General features: G+C 37.5%; 15 protein-coding genes. All 15 read left to right on the forward strand.

From position 1 onward, the window contains the following. Position 1 precedes the first annotated feature (1 nt). The 15 genes from tilS to lysS all read left to right on the forward strand — a co-directional run bounded on the left by tilS (position 2) and on the right by lysS (position 14,518). Complete coding sequence (gene tilS, locus ACFVQC_RS28740; RefSeq protein WP_377899956.1) at positions 2 to 1,432, forward strand: tRNA lysidine(34) synthetase TilS; 1,431 nt, start codon at positions 2 to 4, stop codon at positions 1,430 to 1,432. Next, the gene (hpt, locus tag ACFVQC_RS28745; protein ID WP_002124550.1) at positions 1,429 to 1,971 is read left to right on the forward strand and encodes a hypoxanthine phosphoribosyltransferase; all 543 of its coding nucleotides are present in this window, start codon (positions 1,429 to 1,431) and stop codon (positions 1,969 to 1,971) included. Before tilS ends, hpt begins: the two co-directional genes overlap by 4 nt. A gap of 85 nt (positions 1,972 to 2,056) precedes the next feature. After that, complete coding sequence (gene ftsH / locus ACFVQC_RS28750; RefSeq protein WP_002159629.1) at positions 2,057 to 3,958, forward strand: ATP-dependent zinc metalloprotease FtsH; 1,902 nt, start codon at positions 2,057 to 2,059, stop codon at positions 3,956 to 3,958. Between the two features lie 222 nt (positions 3,959 to 4,180). Continuing rightward, positions 4,181 to 4,969: a type III pantothenate kinase gene (locus ACFVQC_RS28755; RefSeq protein WP_002159628.1), complete on the forward strand. Its 789-nt coding sequence runs from the start codon at positions 4,181 to 4,183 to the stop codon at positions 4,967 to 4,969. A gap of 6 nt (positions 4,970 to 4,975) precedes the next feature. Continuing rightward, entirely contained in the window at positions 4,976 to 5,851 is an 876-nt protein-coding gene (hslO, locus tag ACFVQC_RS28760) for a redox-regulated molecular chaperone HslO (RefSeq protein WP_002144520.1), read from the forward strand. Between the two features lie 117 nt (positions 5,852 to 5,968). After that, positions 5,969 to 6,892, forward strand: a complete 924-nt coding sequence (gene cysK, locus ACFVQC_RS28765; RefSeq protein WP_002144517.1) for a cysteine synthase A — start codon at positions 5,969 to 5,971, stop codon at positions 6,890 to 6,892. A 222-nt stretch (positions 6,893 to 7,114) separates the two neighbouring features. Further along, a complete protein-coding gene (gene trpE, locus ACFVQC_RS28770; protein ID WP_377894037.1) occupies positions 7,115 to 8,512 on the forward strand; it encodes an anthranilate synthase component I in 1,398 nt (465 codons plus the stop codon). A 5-nt stretch (positions 8,513 to 8,517) separates the two neighbouring features. Then, positions 8,518 to 9,105: an aminodeoxychorismate/anthranilate synthase component II gene (gene pabA, locus ACFVQC_RS28775; RefSeq protein ID WP_002113273.1), complete on the forward strand. Its 588-nt coding sequence runs from the start codon at positions 8,518 to 8,520 to the stop codon at positions 9,103 to 9,105. Beyond that, a complete protein-coding gene (gene pabC / locus ACFVQC_RS28780) occupies positions 9,099 to 9,971 on the forward strand; it encodes an aminodeoxychorismate lyase (protein WP_377899957.1) in 873 nt (290 codons plus the stop codon). Before pabA ends, pabC begins: the two co-directional genes overlap by 7 nt. Next, positions 9,946 to 10,806 carry a dihydropteroate synthase gene (folP, locus tag ACFVQC_RS28785; protein ID WP_377899958.1) on the forward strand — a complete coding sequence of 287 codons (861 nt, stop codon included), beginning with the start codon at positions 9,946 to 9,948 and terminating at the stop codon, positions 10,804 to 10,806. The genes pabC and folP overlap by 26 nt, the downstream gene beginning before the upstream one ends. Beyond that, the gene (gene folB / locus ACFVQC_RS28790) at positions 10,807 to 11,169 is read left to right on the forward strand and encodes a dihydroneopterin aldolase (protein WP_002113276.1); all 363 of its coding nucleotides are present in this window, start codon (positions 10,807 to 10,809) and stop codon (positions 11,167 to 11,169) included. Continuing rightward, positions 11,166 to 11,681: a 2-amino-4-hydroxy-6-hydroxymethyldihydropteridine diphosphokinase gene (gene folK / locus ACFVQC_RS28795; RefSeq protein ID WP_002144510.1), complete on the forward strand. Its 516-nt coding sequence runs from the start codon at positions 11,166 to 11,168 to the stop codon at positions 11,679 to 11,681. Before folB ends, folK begins: the two co-directional genes overlap by 4 nt. Then, entirely contained in the window at positions 11,633 to 11,836 is a 204-nt protein-coding gene (locus tag ACFVQC_RS28800) for a helix-turn-helix domain-containing protein (protein ID WP_002009706.1), read from the forward strand. Before folK ends, ACFVQC_RS28800 begins: the two co-directional genes overlap by 49 nt. A 23-nt stretch (positions 11,837 to 11,859) precedes the next feature. Next, positions 11,860 to 12,858 carry a tRNA dihydrouridine synthase DusB gene (gene dusB / locus ACFVQC_RS28805; RefSeq protein WP_002144509.1) on the forward strand — a complete coding sequence of 333 codons (999 nt, stop codon included), beginning with the start codon at positions 11,860 to 11,862 and terminating at the stop codon, positions 12,856 to 12,858. 160 nt (positions 12,859 to 13,018) lie between these two features. Further along, a complete protein-coding gene (gene lysS / locus ACFVQC_RS28810; RefSeq protein ID WP_002144508.1) occupies positions 13,019 to 14,518 on the forward strand; it encodes a lysine--tRNA ligase in 1,500 nt (499 codons plus the stop codon). The last annotated feature ends 427 nt before the right edge of the window (positions 14,519 to 14,945 follow it).

Here is a 14,945-nt window from a genome sequence, read left to right on the forward strand (position 1 = left end):
GTTGAAAGATGCATTTGTTGAAAAAGTAGATGACTTTGTAAAGCAGCATGATGTATTAAAGAAACATTCAACAATTGTTGTAGGGGTTTCTGGTGGTCCTGACTCTTTGGCTCTTTTATATTATTTGTTAGAAAAAAGGGCAGAAAAACAGCTCGAAATTGTAGTAGCACATGTGGACCATATGTTTAGAGGTAATGAATCTTATGAGGATTTACAGTTTGTGCAGGGTCTTTGCAAAGAGCTAGGAGTTATTTGTGAAACGCTAAGGATTAATGTGGCGCAATATCAACAGCAATATGGAATGAATGCACAAGTTGCAGCTAGAGAATGCAGATATGCATTTTTGGAAAGAATAATGAAGAAATATGATGCGAGATATGTAGCTCTTGGTCACCATGGAGATGATCAAGTAGAGACGATTTTAATGCGCCTTGTACGAGGGAGTACTCCGAAAGGATACGCAGGAATTGCAGTGAAGCGATCTTTTCATAATGGATATTTAATTAGGCCGTTACTTGGGGTAACTAAGGAAGAAATTGTTGATTACTGTAATAAATTAAAAGTTATTCCGCGTATAGATCCGAGTAATAAAAAAGAAGTATATACAAGGAATCGATTACGTAAATATGTCCTTCCTTATTTGAAAGAAGAAAATCCACAAATGCATGAGAAATTTCAAAAATTTAGCGTGCAGATACAAGAGGATGAGGCTTATTTGCAGGAATTAGCTTTTGAGAAAATGAATAAAGTAATTACAAAAAAAAGCGATAAACAAATTAGCTTATCAATTCCTGCCTTTGAATCCATGTCTATGCCTTTACAAAGAAGAGGGATTCAACTAATATTAAACTATCTTTATGAATATAAGATTCCATCTTCGCTTTCTTCTATACATATTGACAAGGTGATTGAATTTTTTAAGCGGGCACAACCTTCAGGTTCACTAGATTTTCCAGGTGGTTTGAAAATTGTTCGCACATACGAAGAATGTGGTTTTGGATTTAAACAAGAAATTGTTTCTCCTTTTTCGCAAGATTTATCAGTACCTGGGACAATTATATTGCCGAATGGGGATAAACTTGTAACAGAGGTGAGCGAAGATATACCGAGTAACATGAATGAAACAGTATTTGTTGCTAAGTATAATGATATATCGTATCCACTTCGTATTCGGTCTAGGGAAAATGGAGATCGCATGTCAATGCAAGGTATGGATGGTACAAAAAAGATAAAAACTGTTTTTATCGAAGCGAAAGTACCAAAAGAAAAAAGAGAAGAATGGCCGATCGTTTGTGACGCAAGTGGAAATATTATTTGGGTACCCTTGTTGAAACGATCTGCATTTGCTACTTCGAAAGAGCTAGCAAAGAAGGGTAAATACATGATTATTCACTACAAAAGCAAGGAGTCTTCCGGGAGGATAATGAAATGATGAATCAAGATATCGAAAAAGTATTAATTTCTGAAGAACAAATACAAGAAAAGGTGCACGAACTAGGTGCAGTTATTGCAGAGGATTACAAAAATACAGTACCTCTTGCGATTGGTGTACTAAAGGGCGCAATGCCATTTATGGCAGATTTATTAAAGAGAACAGATACATATCTTGAAATGGATTTTATGGCTGTATCTAGCTACGGTCACTCTACAGTTTCGACAGGCGAAGTAAAAATCTTAAAAGATCTTGATACTTCGGTAGAAGGTCGCGATATTTTAATCGTTGAAGATATTATTGATAGCGGTCTTACACTAAGCTATTTAGTGGACCTGTTTAAATATCGTAAAGCGAAATCTGTAAAAATTGTTACTTTATTAGATAAGCCAACAGGCCGTAAGGTTGATCTGAAAGCAGATTATGTTGGATTTACTGTTCCTCATGAATTTGTTGTAGGATATGGATTAGATTATAAAGAGCAGTACCGTAATCTTCCTTATGTAGGAGTATTAAAACCAAGTGTTTACTCAAATTAATTAAATATAGGCGTTACAATTGTATAGGAAATTTTTTCTATGTTACGATTTACTATAGTGTTTATGCCGTGAGAGGAGGTTAGGAATGAATCGTATCTTCCGTAATACCATCTTTTATTTACTGATATTCTTAGTAGTAATTGGGATCGTAAGCTATTTTAATGGTTCGACGCAAAAAACGACATCAGTTAGCTACGATAAATTCATTACTCAACTTGAAAAAGGTGAAGTGCGTAATGTGCAGCTTCAACCGAAAAATGGTGTGTTTGAGGTAAAGGGACAATTCAAGACTTCTAGCCAAGGAGAACAATTTGTTACTTATGCACCAAATACTGAGGAATTACAAAAGAAAATTAATGATAAAGCGCAAGGGGCTGAAGTTAAGTATCAACCAGCAGAAGAAACAAGTGCTTGGGTAACGTTCTTTACTTCCATCATTCCGTTTGTCATTATCTTCATTTTATTCTTCTTCTTATTAAACCAAGCTCAGGGCGGCGGTAGCCGTGTTATGAACTTCGGGAAAAGCAAGGCGAAGCTATACAATGATGAAAAGAAAAAAATTCGTTTCAGAGATGTTGCTGGAGCGGATGAAGAGAAACAAGAACTTGTTGAGGTAGTTGAATTCTTGAAAGACCCTCGTAAGTTCGCTGAAGTTGGTGCCCGTATTCCGAAGGGTGTTCTATTAGTGGGACCTCCAGGTACAGGTAAAACTTTACTAGCACGTGCTGTTGCAGGTGAAGCAGGCGTTCCGTTCTTCTCTATTAGTGGTTCTGACTTCGTAGAGATGTTCGTCGGTGTCGGTGCATCCCGTGTACGTGATTTGTTTGAAAACGCAAAGAAAAATGCTCCTTGTATCATTTTCATTGATGAAATTGATGCAGTAGGGCGTCAACGTGGCGCGGGTCTTGGCGGTGGTCATGATGAGCGTGAACAAACGTTGAACCAATTGCTTGTTGAAATGGATGGATTCGGTGCAAACGAAGGTATTATTATCATCGCTGCGACAAACCGTCCTGATATTCTTGATCCAGCGTTATTACGTCCAGGTCGTTTTGACCGTCAAATTACAGTAGATCGTCCAGATGTAAATGGTCGTGAAGCTGTACTTAAAGTACACGCTCGTAATAAACCGCTTGATGAGAATGTCAACTTAAGAGCAATTGCAACTCGTACACCAGGATTCTCTGGTGCCGATCTTGAAAACTTATTAAACGAAGCTGCTTTAGTAGCTGCGCGTCAAGATAAGAAGAAAATTGATATGAGTGACATCGATGAAGCAACGGATCGTGTTATTGCAGGTCCAGCTAAGAAAAGTCGTGTTATCTCTGAAAAAGAACGTAATATTGTTGCATTCCACGAGGCTGGCCATACTGTAATTGGTGTTGTCCTTGATGAAGCAGATATCGTTCATAAAGTAACAATTGTCCCTCGTGGTCAAGCTGGTGGATATGCGGTAATGCTTCCGAAGGAAGATCGTTACTTCATGACAAAACCAGAGTTACTTGATAAAATCACTGGTTTACTTGGTGGTCGAGTAGCTGAGGAGATTGTATTTGGTGAAGCAAGTACAGGTGCTCACAACGACTTCCAGCGTGCGACTGGTATTGCAAGACGTATGGTTACAGAATTCGGGATGAGTGATAAGCTTGGACCGATGCAATTTGGTAGCTCACAAGGTGGCCAGGTATTCTTAGGAAGAGACTTCCATTCAGAACAAAACTACAGTGATGCAATCGCGCATGAAATTGATGTGGAAATGCAAGTCATTATTAAAGGCTGTTATGCTCGTGCGAAACAAATTCTTACTGAAAAACGAGATAAGCTGGATATTATCGCGAAAACGTTACTTGAAGTAGAAACATTAGATGCAGAGCAAATTAATCATTTATATGATTATGGCAGATTACCTGAGCGTCCAACATCTTCAGATGATGTGAAAGTAAACATCAATATGAAGAAAGACGATGAAGATACAGAAGATAAGTAAGAGATGAAGGAGTGACAATAGTCACTCCTTTTTTTTGTGGAATGAATTTAAGTGGCAAAAGAATTTAACTGAAACTATTATTAAAAATTGAAATAGAGAGTAATCTTTTTGTACAATGATGAGTATAGAAAAACTGATTATATAAGTATGTGTGATATGATGTTTTTATAAGTTTTATACATACTGCACAAATATAGATTAAATAAGATAAGTGGTGAGAATATGATTTTTGTATTGGATGTAGGGAACACAAATGCGGTACTAGGTGTGTTTGAAGAGGGGAAACTTCGTCAGCATTGGCGCATGGAAACAGATCGTCATAAAACAGAAGATGAGTATGGGATGCTTGTAAAGCAGTTACTTGAGCATGAAGATCTTTCTTTTGAAGATGTGAAAGGTATTATTGTGTCTTCAGTCGTACCGCCAATTATGTTCGCTTTAGAGCGTATGTGTGAAAAGTATTTTAAAATTAAACCGCTTGTAGTGGGGCCTGGGATAAAAACTGGCTTGAATATTAAATATGAAAATCCGCGTGAAGTAGGCGCGGACCGAATTGTAAATGCAGTAGCAGGAATCCACTTATATGGAAGTCCGCTTATTATTGTTGATTTTGGTACGGCTACTACATATTGTTATATTAACGAAGAGAAGCATTATATGGGTGGCGTCATTACGCCAGGAATTATGATTTCGGCAGAGGCTTTATATAGCAGAGCAGCAAAGCTTCCTCGTATTGAAATTACAAAACCGAGTAGTGTTATCGGGAAGAATACAGTAAGTGCAATGCAATCAGGTATTCTTTATGGATACGTTGGACAAGTGGAAGGTATTGTTAAGCGTATGAAGGAAGAAGCTAAGCAAGAACCGAAAGTTATTGCAACAGGTGGATTAGCAAAATTAATTTCAGAAGAATCAAATGTAATTGATATTGTAGATCCGTTTTTAACGTTAAAAGGTTTGTATATGTTATATGAACGTAATGCAAATTTACAACATGAGAAGGGTGAATAAATAAGTATGAAAGATTATTTAGTAAAAGCGTTAGCGTTTAATGGAGAGGTTCGTGCTTATAGTGTACGTACAACAAATACAGTAAGTGAGGCGCAAAAACGTCATGATACATGGAGAACAGCTTCAGCGGCACTTGGTCGTTCTTTAACTGCGGGTACAATGATGGGTGCTATGTTAAAAGGCGAGCAGAAGTTAACGATTAAAGTAGAGGGTAACGGCCCGATTGGTCCTATCTTAGTCGATGCTCATGCAAATGGGGATGTACGTGGTTATGTAACGAATCCGCATGTTGATTTTGAAGGAACGGAACAAGGAAAATTACGTGTATATCAAGCAGTAGGTACAGAAGGATTTGTAACGGTAATTAAAGATATCGGTATGCGTGAACCGTTTATCGGTCAATCTCCAATTGTTTCAGGAGAACTAGGGGAAGATTTCACATATTATTTCGCAGTTTCTGAGCAGACACCTTCTTCTGTAGGTGTTGGTGTTCTTGTAAATGGAGATGATAGCGTATTAGCGGCGGGTGGATTCATTCTTCAAATTATGCCAGGTGCGCAGGAAGAAACAATTTCATTTATTGAAGAGCGTCTGCAACAAATCCCGCCGGTATCACAATTAATCGAACAAGGTCTTTCTCCAGAAGAATTACTGTATGAAGTGCTTGGAGAAGATAAAGTGAAAGTGTTAGAAACAATGGATGTTCAATTTAATTGTACATGTTCGCGTGAGCGTATTGAAAGTGTATTAATTAGTTTAGGGAAAGCGGAGTTAGAACAAATTCGTGAAGAAGAGGAAGAGACGGAAGTTCACTGTCACTTCTGTAATGAACGATATAAATTCGCTAAAGAAGATATTACAAGTCTAATTGAGAACCTGTAATAAAGAAGTTTAGGCGGAGAATCAGCCGCCCAAATAGATTGACAAACAGGGAATTTTCTGACAAAATCTAAATATAGATAAAACCAATAAAAATACTCGGTGTTAGGAGTGACAGGAATGCGAGTGGCACAATCAGTTTCAGAATTAATCGGGAAAACGCCGATCGTTAAGTTGAACCGCATCGTAGAATCAGACAGCGCAGATGTATACTTAAAATTAGAATTTATGAATCCGGGGAGCAGTGTTAAAGATCGTATCGCGTTAGCTATGATTGAAGACGCTGAAAATAAAGGATTATTAAAAGAGGGCGATACAATCATTGAGCCGACAAGCGGTAACACAGGTATTGGCTTAGCGATGGTAGCAGCTGCTAAAGGATATAAGGCAATTTTAGTAATGCCAGAAACAATGAGTATTGAGCGTCGTAATTTATTACGCGCTTACGGTGCTGAATTAGTATTGACTCCGGGACCTGAAGGAATGGGCGGAGCAATTCGAAAGGCAACTGAATTAGCAGAAGAACATGGGTACTTTATACCACAACAGTTCCAAAATCAAGCGAATCCAGAAATCCATCGTATAACAACAGGTCCAGAAATTGTTGAACAGATGGGGGATCAATTAGATGCGTTTATCGCAGGTATTGGTACAGGTGGAACAATTACAGGTGCCGGTGAAGTGCTGAAAGAAGCTTATAAAGATATCAGAATTTACGCGGTAGAACCTGCGGATTCACCAGTATTATCTGGTGGAAAGCCAGGACCACATAAGATCCAAGGAATTGGAGCGGGGTTTGTTCCGGAGACATTGGATGTAGAGGTATATGATGAAATTATTCAAGTGAAAACGGAGCAAGCGTTCGAATATGCGAGAAGAGTGGCTAGAGAAGAAGGTATTTTAGTTGGTATCTCTTCGGGAGCAGTCGTTTATGCAGCGACAGAAGTTGCGAAGAAATTAGGTAAAGGGAAAAAGGTACTTGTTATTATCCCAAGTAACGGTGAACGTTATTTAAGTACACCACTTTATCAATTTGAGTCATAAGTGAATGTGATTTGAAAAGCATCCTTAAAAAAGGATGCTTTTTCTTTTTTGATTGGAAAAAGGAAAAGAGTGAATGACTAGAAAACTTCATGTAAAATAAGAAGTAGTATAATTAATTTATTTTCACTAGCCCTCAAGTATAATCATTCTCTATATAAATAATTTTATGTAGTTTGAGTTGATTGGCTTAAGAGGGTGGATAACAGAAGACGGGGTGTTGATATGCAACGAAGAAAATCTTTAGCGCTTTCTATTCCATATCAGTTAGATTTCTTTAAGCAATATAAATTTCTTTCTCAGGATAAGCCGCAACATATTTTGTTAGAAAGTGGACGTGGTGGTCGTTATAACATTGTTGGGCTGAATCCAGTAGCGGTAATTCAGGGTAAGAATGAGACGTTACATATAAGTGAAAGTGGTAAGGAAACAATAAAGCGAGGGAATCCATTAGATTTAATGCAAGCGTATATGGAGAAATGGAAAACGGATTATAATCCGGAGTACCCACCTTTTCAAGGTGGGGCAATTGGATACTTTAGTTATGATTGTATCCGTTATATTGAAAAACTTTCTTCTCTTGCGAAGGATGATATTAATATACCTGACATATTCTTTTTGTTATTTGATGACGTGTTTGTGTATGATCAACAGGAGAGAGTATTATGGATTATTACGCATTATGTAGATGAGTGTGAAGAGGCAGAAGAGCGATTAAATGAATGGAAGGGTCTTTGGATGAAAGAAGCACCCAAAGTGACTATGCCGTTTGAATGTCCTGAAAAGAAAAATGAAGCAGTCGCTTTTACGGAAGAGGGCTTTATGAAGGCTGTTGAACGTATTCAAGAATATATTGGAGCGGGTGATGTGTTTCAAGTAAACTTGTCAACAAGACAAGAAAGAACATTACAAACACATCCACTAGAAATATATACAAGTCTTCGTGAAATTAATCCATCTCCATATATGGGTTACTTGGAGTTTGGAGATTTTCAAATTGTTAGTGCTTCGCCTGAATTGCTAATTAAAAAGCAAGGAAAGGAAGTGAGTACAAGGCCAATTGCCGGTACGCGCTCTCGAGGAGCAAGTGAACAAGAGGATGAGGAATTAGCGAAAGAATTAATTGAAAACGAAAAGGAAAGAGCGGAGCATGTAATGCTTGTGGATTTAGAACGAAATGACTTGGGCCGTGTTTGTAAATATGGCACTGTTGAAGTAGATGAATTTATGGTAATTGAAAAATACTCACACGTTATGCATATTGTTTCTAATGTGCGTGGTGAGGTGGAAGCAGATAAAGATGCTTTCGATTTGGTGAAGGCTGTATTTCCTGGTGGGACAATTACCGGTGCCCCGAAAATACGTACGATGGAAATTATTGAAGAATTAGAACCTGTTCGTCGAGGAATTTATACGGGTTCAATTGGTTGGATTAGTTATTCTGGAGATACGGAATTGAATATTGTAATCCGAACACTGCTTGCTAAAGATGGACAAGCGCATGTGCAAGCTGGAGCGGGTATTGTAATTGATTCAAATCCAAAAAATGAATATAAAGAGTCGTTAAAAAAAGCAATCGCTTTATGGCGTGCAAAAGAAAGTAGCGAAGAAACGGTTAGGTGAGAGAAATGATATTAATGATTGATAATTATGATTCTTTTACATTTAATTTAGTGCAGTTTCTTGGAGAACTTGGACAAGAGCTTGTTGTTAAGCGTAATGATGAAGTGACTATTTCGGATATTGAGAATATGAAACCGGATTTTTTAATGATTTCGCCAGGTCCATGTAGTCCTAATGAGGCGGGAATCAGTATGGATGTTATTAAATATTTTGCAGGTAAGCTTCCGATTTTTGGGGTCTGTCTTGGACATCAATCCATTGCACAAGTATTTGGAGGGGATGTTGTCAGGGCAGAGCGTTTGATGCATGGAAAAACATCTTTAATGCATCATGATGGGCAGACGATTTTTTCTGATATTCCAAATCCATTTACCGCGACACGTTATCACTCTCTTATCGTAAAAAAAGAGACGTTACCGAATTGTTTAGAGATAACATCTTGGACTGAAGAAGGTGAAATTATGGCGCTTCGTCATAAAACGTTGCCGATTGAAGGGGTACAATTCCATCCGGAATCTATTATGACTTCTCACGGGAAAGAGTTGCTACAGAATTTCATTCGCAAATATAGCCCAAGTGTGACATCGTGTTAATTTACGTAAATGGCACGTATGTAGAAGCGAGTGAAGCGAAAATTTCTCCGTATGACCACGGTTACCTATATGGGCTTGGGGTTTTTGAGACGTTTCGTATTTATAATGGCCATCCCTTTTTATTGGATGATCATTATGAACGCTTAATGGGTGCGCTCGATATATTGCAAATCAAATGGACAATGACAAAAGATGAAGTGATGCTTATTTTAAAGAATCTACTCGTTAAGAATGGGTTAAAGCATGCATATGTGCGCTTAAATGTATCGGCGGGTATAGATGAAATAGGATTACAAACGGAAGTATATGAAGAACCGTCTGTTATTGTTTTTATAAAACCTTTAACAGCTCCAGGGAATGTAGTGGAAAAAGAAGGAGTTATTTTAAAGCAAGTGAGAAATACACCAGAGGGTGCATTTCGCTTGAAGTCCCATCATTATTTAAATAATATTTTAGGGAAACGCGAAATTGGAAATGTTGTGAATAAGGAAGGTATTTTTCTTACCGAAACAGGTTATGTTGCAGAGGGTATTGTTTCAAATCTCTTTTTGGTTAAAGGAGATATTTTATATACTCCTTCATTAGAAACAGGGATTTTAAACGGAATCACTCGTGCGTTTATTATAAAGGCTGCTGAAGAGCTAGATATAGAAGTAAAGGAAGGTTTCTTTACAAAAGATGAATTGCTTTCAGCGGATGAGGTGTTCGTAACGAACTCTATTCAAGAGATTGTCCCTCTTTATCGTATAGAGGAGAAAGATTTCCCGGGTAAAGTGGGAGTGGTTACAAAAAGACTTATGGATCTTTATGGAGTGCAGAGAGAGAAATTGTGGAGCAGAAATGAATTGCGAAGAGGAGATGTGTAGTTTGAAGTGGGATTATGATTTGCGCTGCGGCGAATATACATTGAACTTAAATGAAAAGACATTAATTATGGGGATTTTAAATGTAACGCCAGATTCATTTTCTGATGGTGGGAGTTACAACGAAGTAGATGCTGCAGTACGACATGCGAAAGAAATGAAAAATGAAGGTGCTCATATTATTGATATTGGCGGCGAATCTACTCGACCAGGTTTCGCTAAAGTTTCAGTAGAAGAAGAAATAAAGCGAGTTGTTCCAATGATTCAGGCAGTGTCAAAAGAAGCAAAGATACCTATTTCTATTGATACGTATAAAGCTGAAGTTGCGAAACAAGCGATTGAAGCTGGTGCTCATATTATTAATGATATTTGGGGGGCGAAGGCGGAACCGAAGATTGCTGGAGTTGCAGCTTATTATGATGTGCCTATTATCTTAATGCATAACCGAGATAATATGAACTACCGCAACTTAATGGCTGATATGATTGCTGATTTGTATGAGAGTATTAAAATTGCTAAAGATGCGGGCGTGCGAGATGAGAATATTATTTTAGACCCAGGTATTGGCTTTGCGAAAACACCTGAGCAAAATTTAGAAGCGATGCGTAATTTAGAGCAGTTAAATGTACTGGGTTACCCAGTTCTATTAGGTACTTCAAGAAAGTCCTTTATTGGCCATGTATTAGATTTACCAGTGGAGGAACGTCTTGAAGGAACGGGCGCTACCGTTTGTCTTGGTATTGAAAAGGGCTGTGAGTTTATCCGTGTTCATGATGTGAAAGAAATGGCGCGTATGGCTAAGATGATGGATGCAATGATTGGTAAGGGGGCAAAGTAATTGGATAAAATTTATATCCATGATATGGAGTTTTACGGTTATCATGGTGTATTCCCGGAAGAAAATAAATTGGGTCAGAGATTTAAAGTGGATTTAACGGTGGAGTTGGATTTAAAACGTGCAGGAGAAAGTGACGACTTAGAGCATTCTGTCAATTACGGGGAGCTTTTCGAACTATGTAGAAAAGTTGTTGAAGATAGAACGTATAAGCTTGTAGAAAGTATCGCTGAAAATATCGCTACAGATATATTGAAACAATATGAGAGTATTTCACAATGTACAATTAAGGTAATTAAACCAGATCCGCCGATACCGGGGCATTATCGTGCTGTAGCGGTAGAAATTACGAGAGAACGTCCATGAATAATATAGCGTACATTGCATTAGGTTCGAATATTGGGGAGCGTTATATTTATTTAACTGAAGCAATTCAGTTTTTAAATAAAAACCAGCATATCCAAGTCGATGATGTTTCGTCTGTATATGAAACTGATCCGGTTGGTTATACTGACCAAAATTGCTTTTTAAATTTAGTTATAAAAATTTCTACCAATTTATCACCGCAAGAATTATTGAAAGTAACACAAAAGGTAGAGAATGATCTAGGAAGAAAAAGGGAAATTAGATGGGGCCCGAGGACCATCGACCTTGACATTTTACTATATAATCAAGAAAATATTGAAGCAGAGAATCTTATTGTTCCGCATCCGCGGATGTTCGAAAGAGCTTTTGTTATCGTTCCGTTGTTAGAGATTAATCAAGATATAAAACAAAACATTTCACGTTCACAAGTAGAAGAAATGAAAAGGCGAGAGGGAGTAACGGTATGGAAGCAGAAAAATGGGGAAGACGCATTCGTGCTTTTCGAAAGCTAAAAGGCTATACGCAAGAAGGTTTTGCGAAAGAATTAGGGGTATCTGTATCGGTTTTAGGTGAAGTTGAGAGGGGCAATAGATCACCTTCCCAAGATTTTGTAGTAGAAGTCGCTAAAACATTAAACGTTTCAATAGACGAATTGATGCCAAAGTGACCGTAAAGGAAGGAGTAAGTCGGGTGTTAAAGATTGCAAATATTAAGATGAAAAATCCAGTTGTACTAGCACCGATGGCGGGAGTGTGTAACTCTGCATTCCGTTTGACAGTAAAAGAATTTGGTGCAGGTTTAGTTTGTGCTGAGATGGTAAGTGATAAGGCAATATTACTTAATAACAAAAGAACATTAGATATGTTATATATCGATGAGAGAGAAAAGCCATTAAGTTTACAAATTTTTGGTGGAGAGAAAGAAACTCTTGTAGATGCTGCGAAATACGTAGATAAATATACGACAGCAGACATTATTGATATTAATATGGGTTGCCCAGTACCGAAAATCACTAAGTGTGATGCGGGAGCAAAGTGGCTTTTAGACCCAAATAAAATATATGAGATGGTAGCGGCAGTTGTAGATGCAGTTGAAAAACCAGTTACAGTTAAAATGCGTATTGGTTGGGATGAAGATCATATTTTTGCAGTTGAAAACGCTAGAGCTGTTGAGCGTGCTGGTGGGCAAGCGGTAGCAGTTCATGGACGTACACGAGTACAAATGTATGAAGGGAAAGCGGATTGGGATATTATTAAACAAGTAAAGCAATCTGTGAATATCCCGGTTATCGGAAATGGTGATGTGGAAACACCGCAAGATGCAAAGCGTATGCTTGATGAAGTTGGTGTAGATGGAGTTATGATTGGTCGCGCTGCTCTTGGAGACCCGTGGATGATTTATCGTACGGTAAAGTATTTAGAGACAGGTGAATTAATGCCGGAACCAACAGTGCGTGAGAAAATTGATGTATGTATGTTGCATCTAGATCGTCTTATCGATTTAAAGAACGAAAATGTTGCTGTAAGAGAGATGAGAAAGCATGCGGCTTGGTATTTAAAAGGTGTTCGTGGTAATGCGAGTGTGCGTAATGGTATCAATATTTGTAACACACGTGAAGACCTTGCGAATGTATTAGGTGCATTTGTAGAAGAAGTAGAAGCGAAACAACAAACAATTTACGTTGGTTAATAAGGGGGCGTAGAAGATTGACATTCTTCTACACACTTCCTATAATTACGTGAAAGAAAGAAGAACTGCCAGTTAGTTGCTGGCAGTTTTTCTAGTTGAGTAGAAAATGCTATACTGTATATATTGTAAAAATTAATAGAGCTGGAGTGATATCAATATCATGGATAACATGAACCACGAAGAATTAAACGACCAATTGCTTGTTCGTCGTGAAAAGCTACATAATTTACGTGAGCAAGGAATCGATCCGTTCGGTAAACGATTTGAACGCACAAATTCAACAACGGACTTAGTAAGTCTATATGGAGAATTCTCTAAAGAAGAATTAGAAGAGAAAGAAATCACTGTTTCTATCGCTGGTCGTATTATGACAAAACGCGGTAAAGGAAAAGCGGGATTTGCGCACATTCAAGATCTACAGGGGCAAGTTCAAATTTATGTTCGTAAAGATACTGTTGGAGATGAAGAGTACGAGTTATTTACGACAGCAGATTTAGGTGACTTAGTAGGTATTGAAGGTAAAGTGTTCAAAACAAATGTTGGAGAACTTTCAGTAAAAGCAACAGGATTTACACTTTTAACGAAATCTCTTCGTCCATTACCGGATAAATATCATGGATTAAAAGATGTTGAACAACGCTACCGTCAACGTTATTTAGATTTAATTACAAGTATGGAAAGTCGTGAAACATTCGTTACTCGTAGTAAAATCATTCGTGAGATGAGAAGATACTTAGACGATAATGGTTATCTTGAAGTGGAAACGCCTATGATGCATGCAATTGCAGGTGGAGCATCTGCTCGTCCTTTCACTACACACCATAATGCGTTAGACATGGAATTATATATGCGTATCGCAATTGAACTTCATTTAAAACGTCTTATTGTGGGCGGATTAGAAAAAGTTTATGAAATCGGCCGTGTATTCCGTAATGAGGGTGTATCAACACGTCATAACCCTGAGTTTACGATGATTGAATTATATGAGGCGTATGCTGATTATAATGATATTATGAAACTAACAGAAAATATGGTTGCTCATATCGCGAAAAAAGTATTGGGTACAACAACAATCCAATATGGTGATTATGAAATTAATCTAGAACCAGAATGGACACGTCTTCATATGGTAGATGCAATTAAGCAATACTCTGGAGCTGACTTCTGGAAGACGATGAGTGTAGAAGAAGCGCGTGAACTTGCAAAAGAGCATAGTGTAGAAATTAAAGATACAATGGAAGTTGGTCATATTATTAATGAATTCTTCGAACAAAAAGTAGAAGATAAATTAATTCAGCCAACATTTATTTACGGTCATCCGGTAGAGATTTCACCACTTGCGAAAAAGAATGATGAAGATCCACGATTCACAGATCGTTTCGAATTATTCATTGTTGCTCGTGAACATGCGAATGCATTCACTGAGTTAAATGATCCAATCGATCAAAAGGAACGTTTTGAAGCTCAATTAAAAGAGCGTGAGCAAGGTAATGATGAAGCTCATATGATGGATGATGACTATATCGAAGCTCTTGAGTACGGTATGCCTCCTACGGGCGGATTAGGAATCGGTATTGATCGTCTTGTTATGTTATTAACAAACGCACCATCTATTCGTGACGTGCTATTATTCCCGGCTATGCGCCATAAACAAGACTAAGCTTTGGAGATTTCTCCAAAGCTTTTTTTATTTCTTTATTTATTTGAAGGGAGAGAAACCTTCTATTAAAAGGAAAGCAAGATTATTGCTCGTTAAATGGGTGCCAGATTAGAAAACTATACTTATATAGAAGAAAGGTGCTGTTTTTATACTTTTTTACTAAGTTAAAAATTTTATTAGAAAAACTATTGCATTTTAATAATCAAACTGGTATATTTATATCCGTTGCCACGAAAGGTAACAAAAGAAACAAACGAAAAACAACTTATTGAAAAAAGTTGTTGACGAAAATGTAACGAAATGTTATATTAATAAAGTCGCTTCTGAGCGGTAGATAAGTTCTTTGAAAACTGAACGAAACAAACAACGTGAACGTCAATTTTTATTTTTAGATGCTAGACAAACTAACTTTATTGGAGAGTTTGAT

The organism is Bacillus sp. NPDC057893 (genome assembly GCF_042796455.1).
In the GTDB taxonomy this organism is placed as follows: Bacteria; Bacillota; Bacilli; order Bacillales; family Bacillaceae_G; genus Bacillus_A.